Here is a 24,696-nt window from a genome sequence, read left to right on the forward strand (position 1 = left end):
GTTAAAAAAAATCTATGCCTGTGATTGCCATTAAAGCAGCCACAGGCATAGATTTTTATTTGTACTTTCAAATTACAGCCGCTCCAGTTTTCGCTCGTATTTCCGGGTGATAGCTGTCCACGCTTCACGATGCTGCTCATTGTCATAAACAGACCTTGCATAGGCATAAGTATCCGCAGAAAAGTGCCAGCCAAAGATATTCTCGAGGTGTTGCACACCATCATCGATCACGCTTTTCAATACGCGTTCTTTCGGTACACCTGCTGCATTACAGTACTTATCCAGCCATGCGCCTCGTCCGGTCTTTACATAGGTCACCAGCATCGCTTCTGTCATATATGCTGTCGGGATACGCTCCATCTGGAAATCGCTATGGCGGATCAACAGCTGCAATAACTCCTCTTCATAAAAACGTTCAGGTATATCCAGCCCGATAATCGCACCCTTTGTAGCTGCCAGATAGCAGATCTCTTTTGTAATGAGTGCTTCCGGAAGATAACGCAGGGCGATACCACTGATATTAACCGCCTGCTCCGCCAGTTCCGGCGTGATCAGTTCTTCAGGGAAATCGGCAATGGAAGAGACAGACTTCCTGAGTGCCTGCATACACAGGTCCCGCGTACGCAACGCTGGTGGTACTCTCTTCAGATTACGATAGTTTTGACGGACCTTTTTCTGCCAATAGTCAGCATCCCGTTCAACAGGACGCAGCACATATTCACCTGCCGCCAGATCATCCCGCAATTCTTCAAACGTAGTAGTGAGCTTATTATCCAGCAATGCCTGCAAACGAAGCGATATATGCTGTTCTTCCTCCTCATCTTCAAAACAGTCATTCTCCTCCGGACTCGCAGGATCATTATCGTTATAATAGAATGCACCGATATCCATCTGATCGGGTACAAAATGATAGTCTTCCACGATCATGACAGGCGCTGTAAACAAACCGGAACACTTCATCCAGCCATGATTATAATGTAACATGATCACTTCCTCCGCCGTAACATTACCACCTATATACACAGGCGATCCACCTATCAGCATACTACGGCATTGCACATCGCCTTTTACGTACAGTGCAGGCCCGTAGTCGCCTTCTTCGTTGATAATGCTACCATTCACCCGCAGATCACCATCAATGATAAAACCCTGTATTCCTTTCTCCAGTTTATCTGTATCCAGCAGGAAGGGTTCTTCTAATATAAGATTACCCTTATACAGGTAGAAGGAATCATCCGCAGTAACAAAGTCCTCCAGCATCTCCCTGCTTTCGTAAAGATGTGTATCGATACCATAATTTGCGATGGCATCTGCCACTGAGATAATATCAAAAGCCGTATTCATACCTGCAAGATTCATTATTTATCGCTTTTTTCCAACCCCTACGCCTATGTGACAAACCAACAATCGTCCATCTTTTCAGAAGAATGCATAAATTGCAGTCCATCTGCAACCCTATGTTAAAATATACCTGTACCATCCTATTGATCATCAGCATGATCAGTCATGCCTGCGGCCAGTTACACACAAACACCGGTAGTGCATCTGCGCAAAAGGCTTTCGCCAGCAATGAAACAGCCGATAAATACAGGAAAAACTGGCGTACTGAACGCCTCCATGGTAAAGTAAAGACCATCGTGGAGTTTTCCTATAATGGCCCGGCAACAGATACAACAGATCCTGATGTTGACACGAGAGCGTCTTTTCATTTTGCCATCACCGGCAACCTGATCGCACAAACCACTCAAAGGGAAGGCACCGCTCAGAGCCATACCGGTTACAAATACAATAAAGACAACAAATGGACGGAAATGTCCTGTGAGAGCGAAGATGGTGTCACTGACTATACTAATTACAACATCTTTGACAAGAATGGATGGCTGATTGAAGAAGGAGAACGTTATGCAGATGGCAGCACTTCCAATAAACTCGTATCAGTATATGATCAATCCGGAGATGTTATTAAGACGACTATCGCCGGACTGGTAACAGATTTCAAAAACACTTATGATAAAGCTGGTCTGCTGATAAGCCGGCAGGCATTTGAAAAAGGAAGACATTCGGCAACCACTACCTGGAAATACGACAGTGTAGGACATATTATAGAAAAGGTCGAGTACGCAGCAGACGGATCTTTATTGTCAAAGACTACCACCGCCTTTAACAAATTTCATCTCCCTGACAGCATGAGCATCATCAAAAAAGGCTATAATGACAACATACAGTGGTTCCGTTACGATTCTGCCGGACATGAGATCAGTCAGGGGCAAAAAGACCCTAAAACGGCCGTGTGGGTACCGCAATGGACATTCAGCTACGAATGGGACGCGCAGGGCAACTGGACAAAATGCATCACGTATAACGATAGTAAGGAGGTAGTGATCACCACTATCAGAAAGATCATTTATTATTAAAATCCGCCGGCGTCATTTCCTACGGGCGGTGTACACCCATCGCTCTGTGCCCAAACCTGTTTTTCTGATAATTATCCACTATCTGTTTGTAATCAGTGTTTTACGGCGCTTGTTGCCACTTGCACTGATCCCATAAAATCAACAATGTCAATTTTTTAGCCAATTGCGCCAGAAGTAATAAATTTGCAGCCTAAATAAAGCAAAAACACCCGGTGGACTATCATCAAAGCAGGATTTCATATTTTCTGGACACGTCAATCAACGAGATCGCGCTACCGGAACGCTTTACCTTTCCCTTCTATTACGAACCGCATCCCCTGACAAGAATCGCCGCTACCGAACTCCAGCATTACCTGGAAACGCAGACCGATCTTGATCATAACTTCGGGTTAAGCCCCGATATGGAAGGGAATGTGATCGGTAAAATGTTTGGCGTGCTGGTCGTACAGGACAACGCAGGAAAGCTTGGTTATTTGTCCGCCTTCTCCGGTAAACTGGCAGGCACCAATGATTACCAGAAATTTGTCCCACCTGTTTTTGATATGCTGGTTGAAAACAGCTTTTTCCTGAAAGAACAGGAGGTCATCAACAATATCAACAACCGTATCACGGAAATCAGCACAGACGAAAATTACGAACGCCTGAAGCTGGAAATTGAGCAGTTATCCGCTCAATCCTCCATCGAAATATCCGCCTTTAAAAAGCAATTAAAAGACAATAAGGACGACCGGAAGAAGCTACGCGAAGCATGGGCAACTACCCTGAATCAGGAGGATTATGCCCTTGCGGAAGCGGACCTGGTTAAACAGAGCTTACGTGATAAACACGAGCTAAAAGCGCTCACAAACAGATGGGAACACCAGCTGGGGGAGATGCGTATTCGCCTGGAGCAATTTGAAGCTGATATAGAAGCATTAAAGAATGAGCGCAAGGAACGATCAGCCGCCTTACAGCAACAGCTCTTCAGACAATACGTATTCCTGAATAAAGAAGGTAAAAGCAAAAGTCTGCAGGACATCTTTAGTGCTACCCCTTTCGGCAAGCCACCTTCCGCAGCAGGTGAATGTGCGATGCCCAAATTATTGCAATACGCATTTGTAAATCAGTTCACACCCATCGCTATGGCTGAGTTCTGGTGGGGGGCCGCACCGAAATCAGAGATCCGAAAACACAAACATTTCTATCCGGCCTGTACAGGCAAGTGCAAACCAATCCTTGCCCATATGCTGGAGGGCATGCTTGTAGACGAAGATCCTTTATTACGCAGTCCGGAGAAAGTCGGCGAACTGGACATCATTTACCAGGACGATGCTTTCGTCATAGTAAATAAACCTGCCGGTCTGCGTTCCGTTCCCGGTGTCACTATCCAGGACTCCGTCTACACCCGTCTGAAACACCAGTTAGGAGACATAGAACCACTGATGGTTCATCGGCTGGATATGGACACCTCCGGCTTGCTGGTGGTCGCTAAAACCCAGGCAGCGCACAAACACATCCAGCGTCAGTTTCTGCAACGTACCGTCAGCAAACGTTACACCGCCCTACTCTCCAAAGTGATCGATGGCGCTGAAGGAGAGATAGACCTCCCATTAGCCCCCGATCTCTTCAACCGTCCCAGACAACTGGTCTGTTTTACCTCCGGAAAGAAGAGTGTCACCCGCTGGAAGGTAGTTGCCCGCTACGACGCAATGACAAAGATCGACTTCTGGCCACTCACGGGAAGAACCCACCAACTAAGGATGCATTCCGCCCACGAACTCGGACTAAACGCCCCCATCGTCGGTGACGACCTCTATGGCACAGCCGCAGAAAGAATGTACCTGCACGCCGCTCATCTTGAATTCACTCACCCCCTCAGCAAACAAAGGATGAGTTTTGATGCAGCCGTCACCTTCTAATACTCAACCAGGTATGCAACAGGTATGAAAATAAACAGCACATGATAGCTGAACGTAACAACCAGAAACGAAAGGCAATCAAAGGATGAGTTTCGATGCAGCCGTCACCTTCTAATACCCAACCAGGTATGCAACAGGTATGAAATAACCGGGATAAGATAGCTGAACGTAACAATCAGAGGCGAAAAGTAATAAGGAAAAGATATAAGCAATAGCACACAGTAATAAAAGAAAGTGAACCAGAAAGCTGATATGCAGAATGAATGGATGACAGACTGATGAAGAAATGAATGAATAAATGAATGAATGAGTAACAAAGCAAAATTGTATCCTTTAAGTTAATCAACCAGTGTAAGCCTATTAATATCTAATGACTGTAACTTAAACAGCATGCATTATCCGCGGACGGGTTGAGGTGGAGACAAAGGGCCTTAGCCCTTTTCGAGCCTGCCCCGCCTGTCAGGGGTTCAATCCACCAACCTACCGCCCAACACGACCTCCACCGCCCAATAACCCGCCTCGAAAAAGGGCGTCAGCCCGGCGTCCCACCTTCAACCCGCAGCAACCACCCAAATCAACAAACGACAAAGCAATAAACAACAACACAACAAACTCATATCATCATATGAATCCCCGCCCAACAAGCAAATTAACACAACAATTCATTTCACCCCGCTGTTATTGCTAATACACCCCCAAACTATTTTCCTTTCCGAACACCCCTGCATCAAAGACACAACAATTCCTCACCTGTCAAAACCTCAATATGCGAACAGTACTACTACTGCTGTTGCTAGCCATTGACAGCACCCACAGCTACGCCCAGACCTGCACTACTCCTTACCGCATCGTCATCCTCGGCTCATCAACCGCCGCCGGCATGGGCGCAACTCCCAACCACGGCTGGGTCGCGCTCTACACACAATATCTGAAAACGATCAACACCAACTACCAGGTATTCAACCTCGCCGTCGGCAATTACACAACCTACGACATTAATCCGACCGGCTACGTACCACCAGCATCGCGGCCATCGCCAGACACCGCACACAACATCACAAAAGCCTTATCACTACAGCCGCACGCAATCATCATCAATTTGCCAACGAACGACGTCGGCAGAGGTTATACATTAGCAGAACAACAGGCGAATTACCAACGGGTAATAACCGCCGCAAATGCCCGCGGCGTAAAGGTATGGGTCGCTACGACACAACCGAGAAATGACTATTCCGCGCAAATGGTAGCGAATTTGAAGGCCATGCGTGACTGGACATTTTCTTATTTCGGAGACAGGTCTATTGATTTCTGGACAGGTATGAACGAACCAAATGATTCCATCAAAAGAGCTTACAGCTACGGTGACGGGATTCATTTGAATGACGCAGGACACTATGTATTATACACAAGAGTTGTGGCAAGAGGAATCCCGGATGTGCTTTGTAATGGAGGACCATCACAGCCGCAGATCCCTGTGGTGCTGACGACTTTTACACTGATGAATACCGCCAACAGGTTCCGGTTAAACTGGACGACGGCATATGAGAAAAACGTCAGCAGGTTTGTAGTAGAACGCAGTAGTGACTCGCTCCGGTTTGCGGTGCTTGGTAATGTCAGCGCAACAGGCAATGACAGCACAGGTAAATCATATACTTATCTGGATACTGCTTTGCAAACGGCAAAGCAGTTCTATCGGCTGAATGTGATAGTAGCAGATACACACTATATTTATACTGGTATTGTTAGAGGAATTCCAGCACAACCGCAGATACCGGTCACATTAACAGCACTGACCGTCAGCAATAATACCAATAAGCTACAGGTCAACTGGACGACCGGATATGAAAGAAATGTAACACGATTTGCAGTAGAACGGAGCAGTGATTCGCTTCGGTTTGCAGTGTTGGGTAATGTTACCGCAACAGGTAATGAAAGCACGGGTAAATCATATACTTATCTGGATACGACCTTACATAAAACGAAACAGTTCTACAGACTGAATGTAATTGTCGCTGATACACACTACATCTACAGTAGTATCGTACGGGGCATCCCTGATACGGCTTCCGGCGCCAATACTTACTTTAATATTACCAGTTTTCAGGTACAGTCCAATCAGAATAAACTGCAGTTGTTGTGGTACAGTAATAACGAGAAAAGTACAAAGCAGTTTATCATCGAGCGCAGCCCAGACTCGGCGAACTGGAATGCGGTCGGCACATTAGCTGCTGCAGGCAATTATCCGGGATCACGCTTCTATAACTTTACCGATCCCAATATTTACAACCGGCTGCAATACTACAGATTGAATATGGAGACAACAACAGGCCTTCATTTCTTCAGTACGGTGATAAAAGGCATGCCTGACACCATGTACACGCAACCTTTCAGAATAGCGAGCTTCAGTGTTGTTTTACAGCAAACAAAGGCACAACTCCGGTGGACGACCAGCGCAGAAAAGAATACAAAGAGTTTCACAGTAGAGCGTAGTCCGGATGCGGCTGTCTGGACGGCAATAGGTACCGTTAATGCCGCTGGTAATGCAACAACAGCAAGGTCGTATACCTTCCAGGACCCGGTAACACAGACTGGCGCCGTTTCCTACCGGCTGAATATGCTGACACACGATAACAGACGATTCTTTAGCAGTGTAGTAAAGATCACTTTCCCGGGCACGCTCAGTATAGCCCGCAGCCAACGCTTTGATACATACTATACGAATGAGACAGGATCAGTGCGCATCGCACCGAATCCGGTAAGGGAAAATGCCTGGTTACTCGGATTAACATCCGATAACCACGATATACGGATATTCGATGCGGCAGGAAGAATGATCTATTGTAATCCGCAGTTCCAGACAGGCAAAAGTATTGATGCCAGTCTGTGGGCACGGGGACTGTATATTATCATCATCGATGAAGGCAGGCATCACCTGAAGCTGTTGAAGCAATAATTAAAAGCCTAAAAAGATGCCATCCTTCAACGCAGCATCATACCGCTTCTTCTCAAATTTGTAGAGGAAAGGGGAGCGGTGTGCACCAATGTTTCTGGTTTCGTCCAGCTTTTTGATAATGCCGGTTGAAAGCAACTTCCGAGTGAAGTTGCGATTGTCCAGTGTTTTACCCAGAATAGTCTCATACAGACTATGAATTTCCGGCAGCGTAAACTTCCGGGGCAGGAGTTCATATCCGATAGGGTAGTGATAGATGTCCCGTTGAAGGGCCTTTAAGGCTTCTTCAATGATCAGTGCGTGATCAAACATCATCTTAGGTAGCTGCGCGACCGGCCACCATTCAATCGCCTCATCAAAAGAGGCTTTCTGTACGGTCACTAAGGAGAACTCCGTAAGTGTGTAAAAGGCGATAGATACGCTATAATCCCGGATCCAGGCTTCTGTCGGCGGATTTAAACCCGCATTTGCAAAAACCTTCTCTATGTCCAGCCATTCGTCTTTTATTCTCGTCGGACTACCAAACGTTTTAAATTGCTCCAGGAAAAGATCTTTCAGGCCCGTCCGCATAAAGGCAATGTTATGCGCCGCTTCTTCAACGGACTCCGTTTTGAGGATATAACCACCCGCTACGGTCCATTTATCCAGTAGCTTAGGTTTTTGCAGTAAAACCTTCAGCTCCCGGTCATGATAACCAAAGATCACATTGTCGACAGCCACATTTCTGACATACAGCTGTTCATCAAAATAAGCAGTGTCTAAATCGTTTGTACCCATAATCAACAGTTGTGCGGTAAATGTGTTACTTTACCTGGTTCAGTGTCAGCTATTTAGCTTATTGTCCCTTTCCCAAAGTTATATATTCTGTCATTTTGACGAAATAAATTTTGCTGATTGATAAACTCCACTTAGATTTATTCCGTCATTTATACGTTATGAAAGTGCTTGCTCAATCACACAGGATTGAACAGTAAGCGGATGCTTGTGCTGTTTCAATCCTGCTGTCTGCTATGTAATCGGAGCTTAACCCTGTTGATGACAACCTTAGTATCCACGTTTAACCATCACGACAAAATATCAAAATCATGGTCAGGAGAGATCTATGGACTTTTATGCTGTTATCAGTTATTGGAACTTTCGGAACGATCTATGCCAATGCACAGTCACTACGTGTGCTTGTGTTTTCCAGAACAGAGGGCTTCCGGCATTCTTCTATTGAACCAGGAAAGGCAGCTTTTTCGAAAATGGCTGCGGAAAAGAACTTTGCGGTCGACTTCACCGAAGACGCCCTGTTCTTCAACACCGCGAATCTGAAAAGATACAATGCCGTCGTTTTCCTCAACACCACAGGCGATGTGTTGAATGATGCGCAGCAACAGGAGTTTGAACGATACATACAGGCCGGTGGAGGCTTTGTAGGTATACATGCCGCCACAGATTGTGAATACGACTGGCCATGGTACGGTCGTCTCGTAGGCGCCTGGTTCCTCGATCATCCTATGCCCAACAACGTCCAGAAAGGTAAATTCTACGTGACGGCTAAGAATAGCTTTGCCACAAAGGAAATGCCTGACACCTTTCAACGCATGGATGAATTTTACAGCTTTAAACAGATCGACCCTGGTATTCATCCCCTGGTAAAGATTGACGAGAAAAGCTATGTCGGCGGTAAGAACGGGGATGACCATCCGATGAGCTGGTACCATGATTTTGATGGTGGCCGTTCCTTCTACACCAACATGGGACATACAGATGAAACATTCAAAGAAGAACTGTTTTTAAAACATCTGTACGCTGGTTTGCAATATGCTATGAGCGCCAATGCACCAGTTGCATTAGATTATTCAAAAGCGAAACCCGAAGAAAACAGGTTTACCAAAGTTGTATTGGCAGAAAAGCTGAATGAACCAATGGAAATAGCTGTGCTGAATGACGGCCGCATCATGTTTATCGAACGGCATGGCGCAGTGAAGTTGTATAATACGAAGACCAAACAGTTAAAGACCATTGCCACAATTCCTGTAAGCACGAAATATAAAGATAAAGAAGGCAAAGAATCGGAAGCAGAGGACGGATTACTGGGACTGAATAAGGACCCGGATTTTGCGACGAATCACTGGATCTATCTGTATTATTCTGATCCTGCTAAATCACAGAATATCCTCACCAGGTATACATTAAACGGTGATGTACTGGATCTCAGATCAAAAAAGGTATTGCTGGAAATACCGACGCAACGTGAACAGTGTTGTCATACAGGAGGCTCGATTGACTGGGACAGACAAGGCAACCTGTATTTATCTACAGGAGATAATACAAGTCCGCGGGCAACGACCTACGCACCCATTGATGAACGTACAGCAAGATCGCCCTGGGATGCCCAGAAATCTTCTGCCAATACCAATGATTTAAGGGGTAAGATCATTCGTATCAAACCGCAGCCGGATGGCTCTTATACGATTCCGGAAGGGAATCTGTTCCCTAAAGGTACAGCGAAGACCCGTCCGGAGATCTATGTCATGGGTGACAGAAATCCTTTCAGATTAGCGGTAGATAAAAGGTCCGGCTTCTTATACTGGGGCGAAATAGGTCCTGACGCCAGCGATGATTCACTGAAAGGACCAGCAGGACATGATGAGATCAACCAGGCAAGAAAACCGGGTAACTTCGGATGGCCCTATTTTGTCGGAGATAACATCGCCTATCCAAAAGTCGATTTTACAAATGAGCAGGTGGGTGGCAAATTTGATCCTTCAAAACCGATCAATAATTCTCCCAATAATACAGGTCTTAATGAGTTACCGCCTGCACAAAAAGCCTTCATCTGGTATCCTTATGGGGTATCGAAAGAGTTCCCACTACTGGGAAGCGGTGGCAGGAGCGCCATGGCGGGACCTGTTTTCTATAGCGATGATTTCAAAAAGGCACAACGTGCTTTCCCAAACTATTATGACGGCAAACTGCTGATCTACGAATGGATGAGGGGTTGGATCATGGCCGTAACACTCGATAAGGAAGGGAGCTATGTATCAATGGAAAGAGTAATGCCCAGCTACAAATTCAGCAATCCGATGGATATGGAATTTGCCGGCAACGGCGACCTGTATATGCTGGAGTACGGTTCTGGCTGGTTTTCTGCGAATGATGATGCGAGGTTGATCCGTATTGAATACAACAGTGGTAACAGACAACCGATGATCCGTATGTCAACTGATAAAGCAGGTGGCGCTATTCCTTTAACGGTGAATCTTTCTGCCGCAGGTACCAGTGATCCGGATGGCGATACCCTGAAGTATGTATGGAAGGTCACTTCAAAGAACGGATATGCGAAGACCATCACCGGACAGGATGCAGCGATCACTTTTGCCAAAGCGGGCCTTTATAAGGCCAGTCTGACCGTATCAGACGGGAAAGGCGGCACATCGGTGCAATCCATCGAACTGACAGCAGGTAACGAAGCGCCTGATGTCAGGATCGATTTTGGTAGCAATAATAAAAGTTTCTTTACAGTTGATAAGACATATGCCTATAAAGTCGATGTAAAGGACAAGGAAGACGGCTCTTTATCCGGCGGAAAGATCAAACCTGCGGATATAGCAGTCAACATTGATTATGTGATGCCCGGACAGGACAATCCTGCACCTCCGACGGGCCATAAAGCGGCTCCGGTTGCGACTGTAAATACAAAAGGACTGAAGCTGCTCAATGCCAGTGATTGCAGGGCCTGTCATACTGATTATAAAAAGTCCATAGGACCGGCATATTTCGCGGTTTCGAAGAAATACCAGGGAAATACCGGTATCCTCGAAAAACTCGTAAAAAAGACCCTCTCAGGTGGCAAAGGTGTATGGGGAGATGTAGCGATGCCGGCGCATCCGCAGTTGTCCGCAGATGATGCCGCTGAAATGATCAGATACATTCTCGATCTGTCCAAACCAAAACCCGCTGTTAAATCATTACCGGTAACAGGCACTTACGCAGCAAAGCTGCCGGCAGGAGAGAAGGGCACTGGTCTGTTTGTCTTTAATGCGACCTATACAGACAAAGGCAGCAATGGTCTGCCCGGCATTACCTCCGTAGATTCCATCGCCTTACGCAATCCAAGTATCAATCCCACAAAATACGATATCGTAAAGGATGCAACGAAGATGAGCTTTAGCGGCAACAGCTTTATTATCCCGGTGCAATCAGGTAGTTATATCGGTTTAAATCACATCGACCTGACAGGTATCACCGCGATAGATTTCATGGCGATGGCGCCAAAGGCGCAGATCAATGCAGCCGGAGGTATTATTGAATTGCATATAGATACACCGGATGGGAAATTACTCGGACAGACACCGTTTATTGGTGATGCACCGGGAGGCGCTATGTTCGGTGGCAAGCCAACACAGTTGTCCGTTACACCTACAGATGGTTTCCATGATATCTATCTGGTATTCAAAAACAAGGACGCCGCGCCCGGATCATCCCTGATGATTGTGCTGAATACTACTTTCAGAATGGCTGATTAAATACCGTTCACCCTTATTAAACCTAAATTTCCATATGATGAAGACTGTAAAATCAATTTTTCTGCTAAGCACATTGTTCATCACAATGTCGGCATGCGTCAATGCACAATCTAAAAGTGGTGCTGATTATTTTCTTGGTAAATGGAACGTACTGGTGAAAGGAACACCACAGGGCGATGCAAAAATGGTGCTGCACCTGGAAGATAAAGAAGGAAAACTGGCCGGAGTCGTACTGGATACCACCGGCAATCAGATCTCTAAATTAGATTCCGTTGCCCTGGCTGGTGAAGAGGTAACCGTTTATTTTAATGCAAGCGGCTACGATGTTTATATGAATCTGAAGAAGAAAGACGAAGACCATGCCACTGGTGGTTTGTTAGGAATGTTTGATGCCCTGGCAGACAGGGTAAAGGTGGCTAAATAAGCCGTATCTTAGTAGTAGAAAGTAGTCAGAAAGGCTATCTTCTTCGTTAGTCCTTCGTTTATGAACGAAAGATCAACGAAGAAGATAGCCTTTCTGACTATAAGGACTATATTATCAGTTGCCTGATACTTACGGTAATAAGCCCGTTTTTTGGTAAATTAGCATTAATAAAATTGTCCATAAAACCTTATGCCCCTCGAACATAGTAGCGAAAAGACTGTCCATAACAAGGACCGTGCAGTGGCACATCATTCGAATAATCCGGCCGTTTCGAGACCGGCAGTACCTGCTATTCAAAAAATGTCGGAAGATAAACAAGGGGAAGAAGCAGGTATGGAAGAACTGGCAGAGGATGCCGCTATTCCTGCTAAATTCTCCTTGCCGGCAGACAATAACAACGAACCCGCTGCATTTCCCGGCGTACAGCCATTCCAACTCAGGTCAGGTAACACCGCAATGGCCGCTGGCCCGGTGGTTCAGCTTAAAAAGCTACTGATTACAGCACCCGGCAGAGGCAGGAAAAACGATGTCGTGATATCGATGGAGCATGATGAGTTGATAAAAGTTATCAAGCCTCCCAGAGTGAGGCGTCCCGCTAATGGTAGAATGACCATTAGTATCGGAGGGAAGCCCCCTAAATATGTTCCGATCGATAATGTGATTGCCGCTGTGCAAAAAGCGATGAATGCCATGGACGTAGATGGTAAAGTTTTCAATGAACTGAAAATGCTGCTTGGGGTGCTTACCGACCAGAAGAATGCCAAACCCAGGACACGAAGCAAGAAGCGTAAACGGGAAGCATCACCTGTAAGGGACGTAAAACGGCCAAAGAAAAAAGACAAGGTGATGAGGGATCTTAAGGAGAAAGAAGCATATGAGGCGCTGGAAGAAGTGAAAGAAAATGATGCGCAGGTAAAAGACCTTACAACTGTTGAGCAGGAAGTAAAACCTATCGGTCCGGATGAACCGCTGAAATTTGTCGCCTGGAACCTGAACCATTTTGGGGAGGGCAAAAACCTTAGTGAGAAAGAAATAATAGCTAAAATAAGGGAATTCGCACCAAACGGTGGCGTAAGGGACATGAAAGAATATATAATGTATGATCGTACTTCCGGGATGATCGAAGAATTTCTGAATGTACTCGCCAGGTATACTGGAAAACTGCCACTTTTCACCAATATTACGGAGGTCAGTCTCCTGATGGATGCTATCGGTAACCTGAAGTATATATTGGAAAGGGTCGGTAAGTCTAACAAGTATTATGGAGGAAAATATACTATCATCGAAGAGATTGCCGGTTCCCTGAAAAAACATTACATACTGGCGCATTCCAGAAGTCTGTTAAAACAGCATCCCTCCCTCATTATGGGCTTCAACGAAGTAGGCGAAGGGGTTGATACAATGAAGCAAAAGCTGGAAGGGAAGACAAAAGAAGAACCTAAAGGCAGCGGCATACAGGTAGAAAAAGGGCCACGTCTCCAGTCTATTTCGATAAGCGTACCACTCCTTATAGATGCGGTCAGTGTACATAACATGTTCGCGGAAAAGAAAGATCGGATACCTGAATACCTGGTGGAGAAAAAGGATCGGTATAGCGTAGCGGATCGCTGGGATCACTCTGAGGCGTATACGCGATTAGGTCCAAAGACCGACTACCTGCGCAATGGACAGATAGAGTATTATCCTGTTGCTTTTAATAGCGGCGTATTTGAATATAAAGGAGCCATGATCGTCAGTGGAACGGAAATTGTTCCGGTGGAGGACGGGGAGGACATAGTATGGACTAAAAATCCCGGGCTGGGTGGATATTACATGTTCAGACCTATTGTCGTACACAAATTCGCGCTAAAAACAGAAAAAAAGGAGGAAGAAGGCACTGATATTATCATGGGCATGTCGGAAGGAAATAACGCGCCCGCCGGGAAGGACGTGTGGTTTGGAATGGTTCATACAAGTCCGCATGGCGACGAGTTTGACAGAAGAGAGATTTATGTGAATCAACTGAGCGAATCCATACCAGCACTGAGGGACCAGGCCGCTGGTAACAATGCACAATTGGTTATTGGTGGTGATTATTACATCGCAGAGGAAGCATTGATCACGAGTCCGCCTACATTGCAATATGAGGGTAATAACTACCAGGATGAAAATGGCTTCAAAATGGAGAGATCGGAGCTCAATAAACGGCCGGGGCTGACAGTCGGCAGGAATGTGGGTAAATCCGGTAGGGTTGAAACGACCAGAAAGGTGGGCATGAAACCGGGTACAGGAACAGATTCAAAGACTGAGATGCAAAGTGGTGAATTAACTAATGTAGACACTGAGATGCAGCCTGAGACAGTGGCAAAGACAGATAATGAAACTGGAGTGGTAACTAATGCAAAACCTGAGATGGACGTAAAGAAAGATACAGCGACAGAGAAAAAGAAAGAGGAAGAAGAAGAGCCTTATGTAACGGGAAAAATGAACGAGATCAGGAACATGGTACATCCCTTAACAGACGAGCCGTATAATTTTAAGGATACACTTAGTAAGGAAAAGATGAAAGATGTGCGCTCAATGACTGGTACGAATGAAAATAGCCTGGGACTGCAAAGCGCAGATTACTTTATCGTTGATAAGTCTTCATCCAAAACCTATCAGACCGGGATCATAGACCCAGTTACCGGTATACCGTTTTATATGGAAAGCGATAACCGGGAAATGTCAGATGCCTGGTTCGCTTTTAGTGATCACGTACCAGTTATGCTCGTCGTATCTCCGAAAGAGAATGCCAAATCTGTCGGTAACGCGTTTGCGGGCAATAAAGGGTATTTTAATAACGATCCCTCCAATCTGAATCTCTTTGACCTGAGATATCTTCAGATATCTAATGGGATGGCCAGGATCCGGGAAGACATAACTTTATACCCCAAAATGCAGGTTGATTACCTCGAGGCACGTTTTGCTGAAGTGCAGCAAGTAAGGAAACTAGGAGTGATTCCGGAAAACGCCCAGATATTTATGAACCAGCTGATGATAAACATAGATAAAGTAATAGCTGGCAAAAAGAAAAGAATGGATATCTCCACGGAAATGTTTGAAGTCTATCAGGCAAGAGAAGCATATATCACGACTGCGCTTTATCAGATATGGTCGGATATCTATTCAATCCGTGAGGAGCACGATAATAAGCTCCTGGAACATATTCAGGACGTACGGATGATCCTCAAAGAGGAAAAAATAAATGCACTCAATACCAGAGGCGAGGGTATGGGGAATGAGGCCTCAAAGGAGGCCAGAGAGGTCCTGGGAAAATATGTACAAAAATCTTCTTTGGATAAAATAGATGAAACCTTTGAAGTGCTGATAGACCCTCTACTGATAGACCGTCATATGGTGATGGAGGAATTTCTAAGATTAAAATCCGAATTGACAACGGTTTTGTTACAAGGTCTGTTGGAGCAGATGGGGGTATATGTGAATGCAATGATGGAGGACGAGTCAACGGATAAGGGGAAGAAACAGGTAAATATCAGGAGTAATTATAACTTGTTCGTGGAACTTGCAGGTAATACCGGCACGACGCATAAGGTACGCACAAAGCATGACAGGAATTTTTCTGGTGATGTTTATGAGGAAGATCTGAAAGATACTCCCCGGGAGCTTGCGCTCTTTGGAGGAATACCTAACAGGGGGAATGATTGTTTCCTGAATTCATTATGTCAGCTCTTGACCCTACCCGCTTATCAGACTCTGGCACTGGATTTCGATGTACGGGATTTTATAAATAAAATCGGTAAACCAGAGAGGATCAGAAGAGTAGATGTCAGAGAGTTACGCTTGTATTTATTTGCATTGAACCGGGTCCAGACAATGGGTGGGCAAGAAGATGCTACTGAGCTGCTTGGTAAACTGATGGATGAAATTGAACCGCTGCTGGTGGGTGACAGGAAACAATATGACGAAACGTTTAAAGTCCTGAGTAGCTACAAACGCACCATCACTGAGATACCTCCTGATCATTCTTATGATTGGCCTATAGATCCAGGTGTTGTGCAGTGGGTAGATAATGAAAAAACGACAGACCAGGCGCCTGAAAATATACTATACGTACCAGTTGACAATGCACAGGGGCTTTCCGACTGGCTGCAATATCCGAAACGTCAGTATTCATTCCAGCCCGGCATGGAATGGGCTGTCATGAATGATCAATGGCATAGTGTAACAAAGATGGAAGAAGTGGTAATATTCAAACGTCTGCCAGCTGTATTGACAATCGCATTAAATCGTTTCGGAAATGATCTGCAGAAAATTAGCAGACCATTTGAGATGCCATTGAAATTTAGCCAGATCTCCGATGATGGGGGGACAAGAATGGAGCATTTCTATGAACTGCAGGGATTTGTCTATCATCAGGGTGATACCCGCGGTGGAGGGCATTACTGGATGCATAAAAAACAAGGCGACAGCTGGCTGAAAGCAGAAGATGCCCAGGTTGAACATTCAACATTAGGAGAATCTGACAAAGAAGGAACATTCACGCATGACATTAATAACGCATATATCTATACCTATTTTCGTACGCATATGGCGCCTCCCCGGGATATACAGCCTGTTGTAAGCCAGGACGCCCACATGGAAGAAGAAGAAGAAGACAAAAAAGAGACACCGGTTACAGGAGTTGTTTCTGATACTAATGAGCAACAGGAATATTTCTTCATGTAGATAGAATAAAGTAACCGGAGATACATTTTCTAATCAGCATCAATCTGTTTTTAAAGTTAAAAACATGCTAAGATCACTACTGTTAACACTCACAATATTATCCCAGATTCTTGCCTTTGCGCAACAACCAATAAAGCGATCCGGCAAATACCTGGGACAACAGCCGCCTGGTACGGCCCCGGCCAAATTTGCACCTGACTTTATCTCATTGCCCGATCAACATGAATTCGGATCCATATTTTCAGCGAATGGAGAGGAGTGTTATTTTGCTGTTGACAGCAATGGTAAAGCCGAAATAAGATATACGAAACTGGTTAGCGGACAATGGATAACACCCATAACAATACTGTCCGATAAGGTATACAGTTATAACGACCCGATGTTGTCACCTGATGAAAGTAAACTCTTCTTTATCTCGGATCGCCCACTGGATAGTAGCAGCAAAAAGAAAGACTATGATATCTGGTATGTAAAGAAGAAAGGCGATCGCTGGTCAGTGCCGATGAATGCAGGTCCGCGCTGATGGAAAGTATTTATTCTATACCAGCAGACAGGACATCTACTGGGTAGACGCTAAAGTGATAGACAAATTTAGACAGTAAAAAAGTAAAAGCAGCAGGGAATAATATCCTTCTGCTGCTTTTTTATATTGAAAGCCAGTACATTTATCTAACGATCGTCACCGTACCGTTAAACATAAAGGTGCCGCCTTCTTCGCAGATCGTCTCAATAGAATATACATAAGTCCCGATCGGCGCTACTTCATTCTTCCACGTGCCATCCCATCCGGAGGTAGCAGTATTGATCTGGAAATGCATTCTTTCAAACACCAGACTACCCCATCTGTCAAATACACGCATACTCACGACTTCCTTCACACCCCGTCCTTTGGGATAGAACCATTCATTTTTGCCATCCCTGTTGGGTGAAAAGGCATTCGGGAGGAAGATAGCATCCTGATTACAGGTCACTTTTACCAATACATCATCCGTCGCCTTACAACCGTATTTATTTTCCACTTCTACGACATAGGTTGTAGAAAGATTCGGCATGGCTTCCGGTGTCGCACAGGTAGCACAGTTCAGGTACTGCGCCGGCGTCCAGTTCCATTTTACGATATCCGGACTACCACTTCTGCCCAGTTTAACCGGCTTGCCTGCCATTACCGTCTGATCAGGACCTGCATCAATAGTGGGCGGTGCATGTACGGTCACTGCTACAGATGTATCACGTGTAAAGCAGCCTGCCAGATCATGACCGCTTACCTGGAAGGAATAATTACCGGGAGCCGTGATAGAGACATTGGGAGATGCACTGTGCGTATTATCCAGTCCCTGTCCTTTCCACTCATAACTATCCGCACCCTCTACTCTTAATGCCAGCGATTGTCCCAGACAAATAGCCGTATCGGGCATCGCACGCATATCGAAAGGCTGTACCACACGAATGCTTACATCGCCCGTATTAACGCAGCCATTGGCATCTGTGACAGTTACCTGGTAAGTCGTACTGACAGTCGGACTCGCAAGGGGAGCCGCTGTATTGGAATCACTCAGTTGCGCTGCGGGCGACCACTGATAAGTAACGCCACCAGTTGCACTGATCGTGGTATTGCTGCCCAGACACAGGATATTGTTTCCGGCATTGGTCGTAACCACTGGTTTAGGTACGATATTGATGCTGTGGTGAGCCGTATCAATACAACCATCCTTCGTAGTAGCAATCAGCTGTACATCCGAAAGACCGGATTGATGATAGGTCTGTTCGGCAGGTTGCTGAACATTACCGATACTACCGTTACCAAAGCTCCAGTTCCAGGTCATATCCTGGGGAGTCGTTACATGGCCGCCAAAACTTACCGGAACATCCACACAGGCCTTTTCCGGACCGGTAATGCTTATTGCTGGTTTAGGATGAACGGCGATCTTTTTGCTGACCGTCTGCGTACAACCATAAGCCGTTGTGGTGCTCAGCGTAAAGTTATATTCCCCGGTTTTATTCAGGTAGAAACGTGGCGTAGCAGTCGTATCATTTTCTGCTACAATACCCGCATCATAGGTCCATGTATATTTCGCTTCTTTTTTCAGTTCGTCAATAGAGAAACTATTAAATACCGGTGTAAAGCTGACCCATCCTTCATCACATACAAACTGCTGCGATGGCGTCATTTCCACGGATAATTTGTCTATGACAATAGGGTCCTTCAGGAAGGCAGTACCTTTACATCCTGCCTGATCCGACAGGATCAGACGCGGCTTATAAATACCGGGATTCTTAAAGGTGTGTTTAATGGTAGAATCTGTTGTTTCATTAACGATACCATCTGTAAAGTCCCATGCAAAATTAACGGCGGCAACAGCGGTTACTTTGAACTCAATATCTTTCGTCAGACAACCGCCCAGCGAGGAGGTGGTAATAGTCCCGTAGGGGCCTTTTACTTCTACTTCCTGTTCATAGTCATCTTCATTGCCCGCCTCACCGATAGCCCGTAGTTTGACCTTATACCTGCCGGCATAAGTATAGGTATGCGAAGGATTACTGATGGTAGAGAAACTGCCATCGCCAAAGTCCCAGTAGGAATCAACATAATTGGTAGAAGTATTGGTAAACCGCGCAATCACCGGTGGACAGCCACTGTTATTCACAAAGGCAGTTGTCACGGTAAAGCCCGCACCGACACTGGATACCTTGATCTGTTTCTGTGCGCTGTCTGTACAACCGTTATTGTCCTTTACGAGCAGTTTAACGGTATATCTGCCTTTATCAGGATAGTTCTTAACCGGACTGAATTCCGCAGAAGTAGCCTGATCTCCGAAATCCCAGTGATAGGTAGCCGTACCGCCTGTCTCCGTTGTATTATTAAAAAACTGCACATTGCCACCCGGAGGTATCAGTGATGCGCTGGGTGTGAAGTCAGCATTCGGACCATTCACCTGTAAGGAAGGACCGGCGGCCGTACTCGTACAACCATCCTGATCGGTGACCGTCAACTTCGGATAGTAAATACCCGATTTGTCGTAGGTATATTTAAAAGGAGGTGCAGTAAATACTTTTGGCGCTGTACCATCACCAAAACTCCATGACCAGGTAGTGATTGGCTTGCCCTTTGAAACATCTGTTTTGTCAGTAAAAGCAAGTGTTGCACCCCGGCATTCAGGAACACTGGGAACCAGGAACTTAGCTACTGGTCCGTGTACTTTCACCACCACTTTATTACTGGTATCAGGGCATCCCTGTACATTATACGCTACAAAACGGATGGTATCAGCGCCGGGTTGCAGATGACTAAATGCCGTGCGCTGATAATCGGCACTGTTCCAGTAAGCAGGCGTACCATCTGAAGACGTCCATACATAAGACCATACATTTAAACCATAGATGTTTTTGTTGATGGAAGTTACGCTGGCATTCAGGGTATCACTGCCACATAGCGTTGTTTTATCTGTAGTGATGGTAATAGGTGATGGTGCGTATACGGTAACGTTCATCGAGTCAGAACTGGTACAGCTGCCGTTGGATACGGTAAGCTTCACTTTATAGGTACCGGTTGTTTTAAAGTCGTGTTTTAAGAGGCTTGTTTTCGTCGTGTAAGTTTCTTCCTTTCCATCTCCCCAGCTCCATTTCCAGCTGGTAACATCACCAATAGATTTATCTTCAAAACGGCCTTCTGTGCGGTTGTTACAATCCACCGACTGCATCACGAAACGGGGGAACGGATTGACAGCGGTGATATACGCCGGTTTTGTTATTTTTTCAGTACAACTGTGGTTGGATACCGTCAGCGTAACAGAATAGGTTCCCGGTTTTTTATAACTATGGGTGGTATTCTGAGACGAACCAGGAGCGGTATTATCTCCAAAGTCCCAGGACCATCCATTACCCACGTCCGTTGTACCCTTAAAATGCACGGTATTGTTACCGCAGATCTCCGGTGCTTCCGGAGAGGAGAAATCAGGTTTGGGCTTTATATATACCTTGATGGAATTAATGGAATAGAGGCTGACAGTTCCTTTACAGCCATTCTTTGACAGATAGGTCAGCGTTACAGGATAAGTGCCTTCATTGTCATAGGTATGTGTGGGCGTTGCTTCTGTTGATTGAGTACCATCTGCCAGGTCCCAGGCATAGCTGATAATACTGTCACCGATGCTGATATAGGCGCTGAAACGGGTCGTTAAGCCTACACAACCTTCCGGCTTGCTGGCATATGTAAACACTTCCGTTTTAGCCAGATTGACGGTCTGTTGTACCGAGGATACACAACCCGTGCTACTGCTGGCAGTGAGCTTAATATCAAAAGAACCTAAGGTATTATATACAGGAGAAGGATGTTGCTGTGCAGATGTTGCTCCGTTACCAAAGTCCCAGTGCCAGCTATTGGCGCCTTCCGATTTGTTTGTCAGTTTCACGGTAACAGGCGCATCACAGATAGGCTTTATCTCACTTGTAAATGCAGGCTTTGGTGCGGCAATGATGGTCAGTACTTTGCTGATAGTTTCTTTACATTTCCCATATTCAGCTGTCATCGTCACCTTCACAGTACCGGCGCTATCAGGCGTATACTGAGCCGTAGTACCATTGCCGATGATGCTGCCTTTATCAACACTCCAGCTGATGTTATCAGCAACAGGCGTATTACTGGCGCTCAGGGTGGCGGAACTGTTTTCACAGATTTTTGCAGGCACCTGGAAATCTGTTTGGAAATTGGCTACATTAATATCTTCAGATGTTTTGGTGTCAATACATCCTTTATCACTGGTAACGGTGAGCTTAATACGATAAACGCCTTTCTTCATGTATTGATGCGAACCAGGGTTATTCCCTGTCGCGGTGGCCCCATCCCCGAAATCCCATTTGTAGGTAAGATTGCCCGGTCCGGTACTGGTATTGTCAATGGTCAGTACACCGGGCGCTGTACAAAGGAATTTATCAGATACTTTGAAATCGGCTTTCAGCGCTGCGGAGACATCTACGATCTTACTGATCCGTTTGGAAGCGGTACAGCCATTGCTATTGGTGACAGTCAGCGTGACAGTGGGAGATAATGCATTATTATAGACATGCACAGGATTACTGCCATTACCGATAGCCCCATCCCCGAAATCCCAGGTATAGGTAGTAATCTTACCATCTACAGGATCGGATCTATCCGCAAACTTTACCTCGAGTGGCATACAACCGGTAGCAGGACTGGCGGTAAAATCCGGTTTGGGTTTCTCCCATACCGTAACCGTTTTGGTAATGTTACTGGAATTGCCTGCGGCATCTTTTACGGTAAGCATCACCTTGTAAATACCCGGAGAGGTATAGGCTGCGCTCGGACCTTGCTCGTTGGAGGTAAAGCCATTGCCAAAATCCCATTGCCAGGAGATCGGATTGCCGGTTGACTTATCAGTAAATGTGGTTATCAGACTTTCGCAGTCACTTGTTTTGCCTGGAGTGAAATCCGCCTTTAGTTGAGCATGGACAGAATTGGTTAAGGACATGGCACTCCAAAGCAGCGCAAATGCGAGGGCATTGCCTGACATGGTCATGGTTTTGAAGGACATAGTATATGGTTCGGATATGAAAGTAACGAAATTCCAAATCCCAATTATAGCACACAAGTGTTACAGTATGAGTGAGTTACGTTTGGTCTGGCGCGGTGTGTCTAACAGTAGAGCATGTTGTCTCTGTCAGTTGATTGAATATGTGTGTCAAAGAGATAGTTTAAATATTATATGCTAATTGATTGTTAGATGTCCTAATCAATATTTTTTTGTGTTTCGGTAAATAATGTTTGTCTTTTGCCTGATATCCAGTGCCGGAAGAATACAAAAAAAGGAAGTATCAAAGATATCTCTGATACTTCCGGTGGATGATTTCTGCTGATGTGATGATAAAGTATTAGACCTACACCGTAATGGTCGTTGTAACGTCCACATTCCCCTTAATGGCTTTAGAATAGGGGCAGGCGTGATGTGATAAGTCAACAAGCTGCCGGGCTGTTTCCTGGCTTAAACCAGGTAAATGAACATTCAGACGGGCCTGGATGGAGAAGTCAGCACCTGTCAGACAGAGATCAACCTCGGCATCAATTGCAGCGTCAGGTGGCAGTGTGATCTTCATTTTATTCGCTACGATATCCATAGCGCCTTCAAAGCATGCCGACCAGCCGGCTGCAAACAGTTGCTCAGGATTAGTACCGGTACTACCGGTGCCGGGAGTAGAGAGCCGGACTTCCAGGTGTCCGTCGTCGCTGCGTGCCAGCCCATTGGCGCGTCCACCTGCCGTATGCACTTTCGCAGTGTAGAGTACTTTTTTTGTTGCTGCCATTGTTAGTGATCTTATGGTGATTAAATAGAAGAATTAGCGCAATGACCTGAATGATTCCCGCAATTCTGCTGTCAGCGATGCGGGTTGCTCCCATGCGGCAAAGTGACCGCCTTTGGGTAGTTTATTGAAGTGTTTCAGATTGCTGTATGCTTTCTCTGTCCAGCTGCGTGGTGCAGCATAGATCTCATCAGGGAATATGCTGACGGCTGCCGGTATTTTGACCCCTTTCGGATCAAAGAAGACCAGCTTATTCTCCCAATATAAACGGGCGGAGGAAATAGCGGTTTTAGTCAGCCAGTATAAGGTGATATTATCAAGGATATCATCTTTGGTCAATCCTTCCGGCTGACCGTCAAAAACACGGGCGATCAGCGCGTGACTGGCAGCATCATGATCCAGCATCCAGGCCGCAAGTCCGACAGGTGAATCTTCCAGTCCGTAAAGTGTCTGCGGACGATTGCTCATTTCGATCGCATAACCCAGTCCGTGCGCATAAAAGAAACTGAGTTGATCATAGGCATGCGACTCATCCTCAGAGAGGCCTGCAGGTTTAGGATCACCAAATTTCAGCGCTTTGGCAATATCAGCAGGAACTGTCGCCGGCATGTTGACATGAATACCCAGTAATTCAGGCGGTGCTATAAGTGCCATTTGTTCCGTTACCGCATCACCCCAGTCACCTCCCTGCGCCACATATTTGTTATACCCCAGGCGTTTCATCAGTGTGATCCAGGCATGTGCAATCCGAACAGGATCCCAACCGGTGCCGGTTGGTTTACCGGAGAAGCCATGACCCGGCAGTGAAGGAATGACCACATCAAAAGCGTCCTCCTCTTTACCGCCATAGGCAGCAGGGTCGGTAAGTGGTGCAATCACTTTGAGCTGCTCTAATACAGAACCCGGCCATCCATGTGTAATGATAACCGGAAGTGCATTTTTAACTTTCGAACGTACATGTATAAAATGTATATCTACACCGTCAATGTTTGTAATGAATTGCGGAAGCGCGTTCAGTTTCGCTTCTATTTTACGCCAGTTATAATCTTTTGCCCAGTAAGCAGCTAACTGGCGCATGGTGCCCAGTTGCACACCCTGTGTCGCATCAGCAACTGTTTCCTGCTCCGGCCAGCGGGTAGCCTGAATACGTCGCCGGAGATCAGCCAGATCAGCATCCGGAAAACTAACTTGAAACGGACGGATGGCGGCAGTACCCTTTTGGGTGTCCTGGGCAATACCTGGCACTGAAAATAACAGCATGGCGGTAGCGAAGATCCCACCAATGGTCAGTTGATTTTTCTTTTTCATGGTCTGTTTTTTATGATCATAAATGCTTATTCCACAACAAGTAATTATCATACACTTGTGTAACTGGTTAGTTGTTGATCATTAAGAAAGATCCAGCGAAAATGACCTGTGGCTATGCGTAATTATCCGACCTCCAAACGAGGTGTCGTTTTTTCGGAAGATGATTAAA

General features: G+C 45.8%; 12 protein-coding genes. 7 read left to right on the forward strand and 5 right to left on the reverse strand.

Annotation, left to right across the window (positions count from 1 at the left end; genetic code table 11):
• Nucleotides 1-72 precede the first annotated feature (72 nt).
• Nucleotides 73-1,359: a polymer-forming cytoskeletal protein gene (locus BMZ72_RS05030; RefSeq protein WP_089805862.1), complete on the reverse strand. Its 1,287-nt coding sequence runs from the start codon at nucleotides 1,357-1,359 to the stop codon at nucleotides 73-75.
• Nucleotides 1,360-1,457: 98 nt separating this feature from the next.
• Between BMZ72_RS05030 and BMZ72_RS05035 the strand changes: the two genes are divergently transcribed.
• From BMZ72_RS05035 to BMZ72_RS05045, 3 genes are all read left to right on the forward strand, one after another.
• Nucleotides 1,458-2,414: an RHS repeat domain-containing protein gene (locus BMZ72_RS05035; protein ID WP_143087603.1), complete on the forward strand. Its 957-nt coding sequence runs from the start codon at nucleotides 1,458-1,460 to the stop codon at nucleotides 2,412-2,414.
• Nucleotides 2,415-2,626: 212 nt separating this feature from the next.
• Complete coding sequence (locus BMZ72_RS05040; RefSeq protein WP_089805866.1) at nucleotides 2,627-4,312, forward strand: RluA family pseudouridine synthase; 1,686 nt, start codon at nucleotides 2,627-2,629, stop codon at nucleotides 4,310-4,312.
• Between the two features lie 766 nt (nucleotides 4,313-5,078).
• Entirely contained in the window at nucleotides 5,079-7,265 is a 2,187-nt protein-coding gene (locus tag BMZ72_RS05045; protein ID WP_089805868.1) for an SGNH/GDSL hydrolase family protein, read from the forward strand.
• Here the strand turns inward: BMZ72_RS05045 and BMZ72_RS05050 are convergent, their stop codons facing one another.
• Entirely contained in the window at nucleotides 7,266-8,039 is a 774-nt protein-coding gene (locus tag BMZ72_RS05050) for an NUDIX hydrolase (protein WP_089805870.1), read from the reverse strand.
• A gap of 308 nt (nucleotides 8,040-8,347) precedes the next feature.
• Here BMZ72_RS05050 and BMZ72_RS05055 point away from each other — a divergent pair, with 308 nt between their 5' ends.
• From BMZ72_RS05055 to BMZ72_RS05070, 4 genes are all read left to right on the forward strand, one after another.
• Entirely contained in the window at nucleotides 8,348-11,776 is a 3,429-nt protein-coding gene (locus tag BMZ72_RS05055; RefSeq protein ID WP_089805872.1) for a ThuA domain-containing protein, read from the forward strand.
• A 34-nt stretch (nucleotides 11,777-11,810) separates the two neighbouring features.
• Nucleotides 11,811-12,200, forward strand: a complete 390-nt coding sequence (locus BMZ72_RS05060) for a hypothetical protein (protein ID WP_143087604.1) — start codon at nucleotides 11,811-11,813, stop codon at nucleotides 12,198-12,200.
• A gap of 189 nt (nucleotides 12,201-12,389) precedes the next feature.
• Complete coding sequence (locus BMZ72_RS05065; RefSeq protein WP_089805876.1) at nucleotides 12,390-16,907, forward strand: ubiquitin carboxyl-terminal hydrolase; 4,518 nt, start codon at nucleotides 12,390-12,392, stop codon at nucleotides 16,905-16,907.
• A 64-nt stretch (nucleotides 16,908-16,971) separates the two neighbouring features.
• A complete protein-coding gene (locus BMZ72_RS05070) occupies nucleotides 16,972-17,430 on the forward strand; it encodes a TolB-like translocation protein (protein WP_089805877.1) in 459 nt (152 codons plus the stop codon).
• Nucleotides 17,431-17,572: 142 nt separating this feature from the next.
• Here the strand turns inward: BMZ72_RS05070 and BMZ72_RS05075 are convergent, their stop codons facing one another.
• The 3 genes from BMZ72_RS05075 to BMZ72_RS05085 form a co-directional block, all read right to left on the reverse strand.
• Nucleotides 17,573-22,456 (reverse strand): PKD domain-containing protein, encoded by a 4,884-nt coding sequence (locus BMZ72_RS05075; protein WP_255373112.1) that lies wholly within the window; start codon nucleotides 22,454-22,456, stop codon nucleotides 17,573-17,575.
• Between the two features lie 343 nt (nucleotides 22,457-22,799).
• Nucleotides 22,800-23,222 (reverse strand): organic hydroperoxide resistance protein, encoded by a 423-nt coding sequence (locus BMZ72_RS05080; RefSeq protein WP_089805881.1) that lies wholly within the window; start codon nucleotides 23,220-23,222, stop codon nucleotides 22,800-22,802.
• Between the two features lie 33 nt (nucleotides 23,223-23,255).
• Nucleotides 23,256-24,527, reverse strand: a complete 1,272-nt coding sequence (locus BMZ72_RS05085) for an epoxide hydrolase family protein (protein ID WP_089805883.1) — start codon at nucleotides 24,525-24,527, stop codon at nucleotides 23,256-23,258.
• Nucleotides 24,528-24,696: the final 169 nt, after the last annotated feature.

Origin of the sequence: Chitinophaga sp. YR627, from assembly GCF_900114995.1 — a bacterium.
In the GTDB taxonomy this organism is placed as follows: domain Bacteria; phylum Bacteroidota; class Bacteroidia; order Chitinophagales; family Chitinophagaceae; genus Chitinophaga.

Excerpts from the sequence above, each read along its gene's own strand:
- BMZ72_RS05030 (WP_089805862.1), bottom strand. The coding sequence starts at position 1,359 with ATGAATCTTGCAGGTATGAATACGGCTTTTGATATTATCTCAGTGGCA.
- BMZ72_RS05035 (WP_143087603.1), top strand. The coding sequence starts at position 1,458 with ATGTTAAAATATACCTGTACCATCCTATTGATCATCAGCATGATCAGT.
- BMZ72_RS05045 (WP_089805868.1), top strand. The coding sequence starts at position 5,079 with ATGCGAACAGTACTACTACTGCTGTTGCTAGCCATTGACAGCACCCAC.
- BMZ72_RS05050 (WP_089805870.1), bottom strand. The coding sequence starts at position 8,039 with ATGGGTACAAACGATTTAGACACTGCTTATTTTGATGAACAGCTGTAT.
- BMZ72_RS05055 (WP_089805872.1), top strand. The coding sequence starts at position 8,348 with ATGGTCAGGAGAGATCTATGGACTTTTATGCTGTTATCAGTTATTGGA.
- BMZ72_RS05060 (WP_143087604.1), top strand. The coding sequence starts at position 11,811 with ATGATGAAGACTGTAAAATCAATTTTTCTGCTAAGCACATTGTTCATC.
- BMZ72_RS05065 (WP_089805876.1), top strand. The coding sequence starts at position 12,390 with ATGCCCCTCGAACATAGTAGCGAAAAGACTGTCCATAACAAGGACCGT.
- BMZ72_RS05070 (WP_089805877.1), top strand. The coding sequence starts at position 16,972 with ATGCTAAGATCACTACTGTTAACACTCACAATATTATCCCAGATTCTT.
- BMZ72_RS05075 (WP_255373112.1), bottom strand. The coding sequence starts at position 22,456 with ATGTCCTTCAAAACCATGACCATGTCAGGCAATGCCCTCGCATTTGCG.
- BMZ72_RS05080 (WP_089805881.1), bottom strand. The coding sequence starts at position 23,222 with ATGGCAGCAACAAAAAAAGTACTCTACACTGCGAAAGTGCATACGGCA.
- BMZ72_RS05085 (WP_089805883.1), bottom strand. The coding sequence starts at position 24,527 with ATGAAAAAGAAAAATCAACTGACCATTGGTGGGATCTTCGCTACCGCC.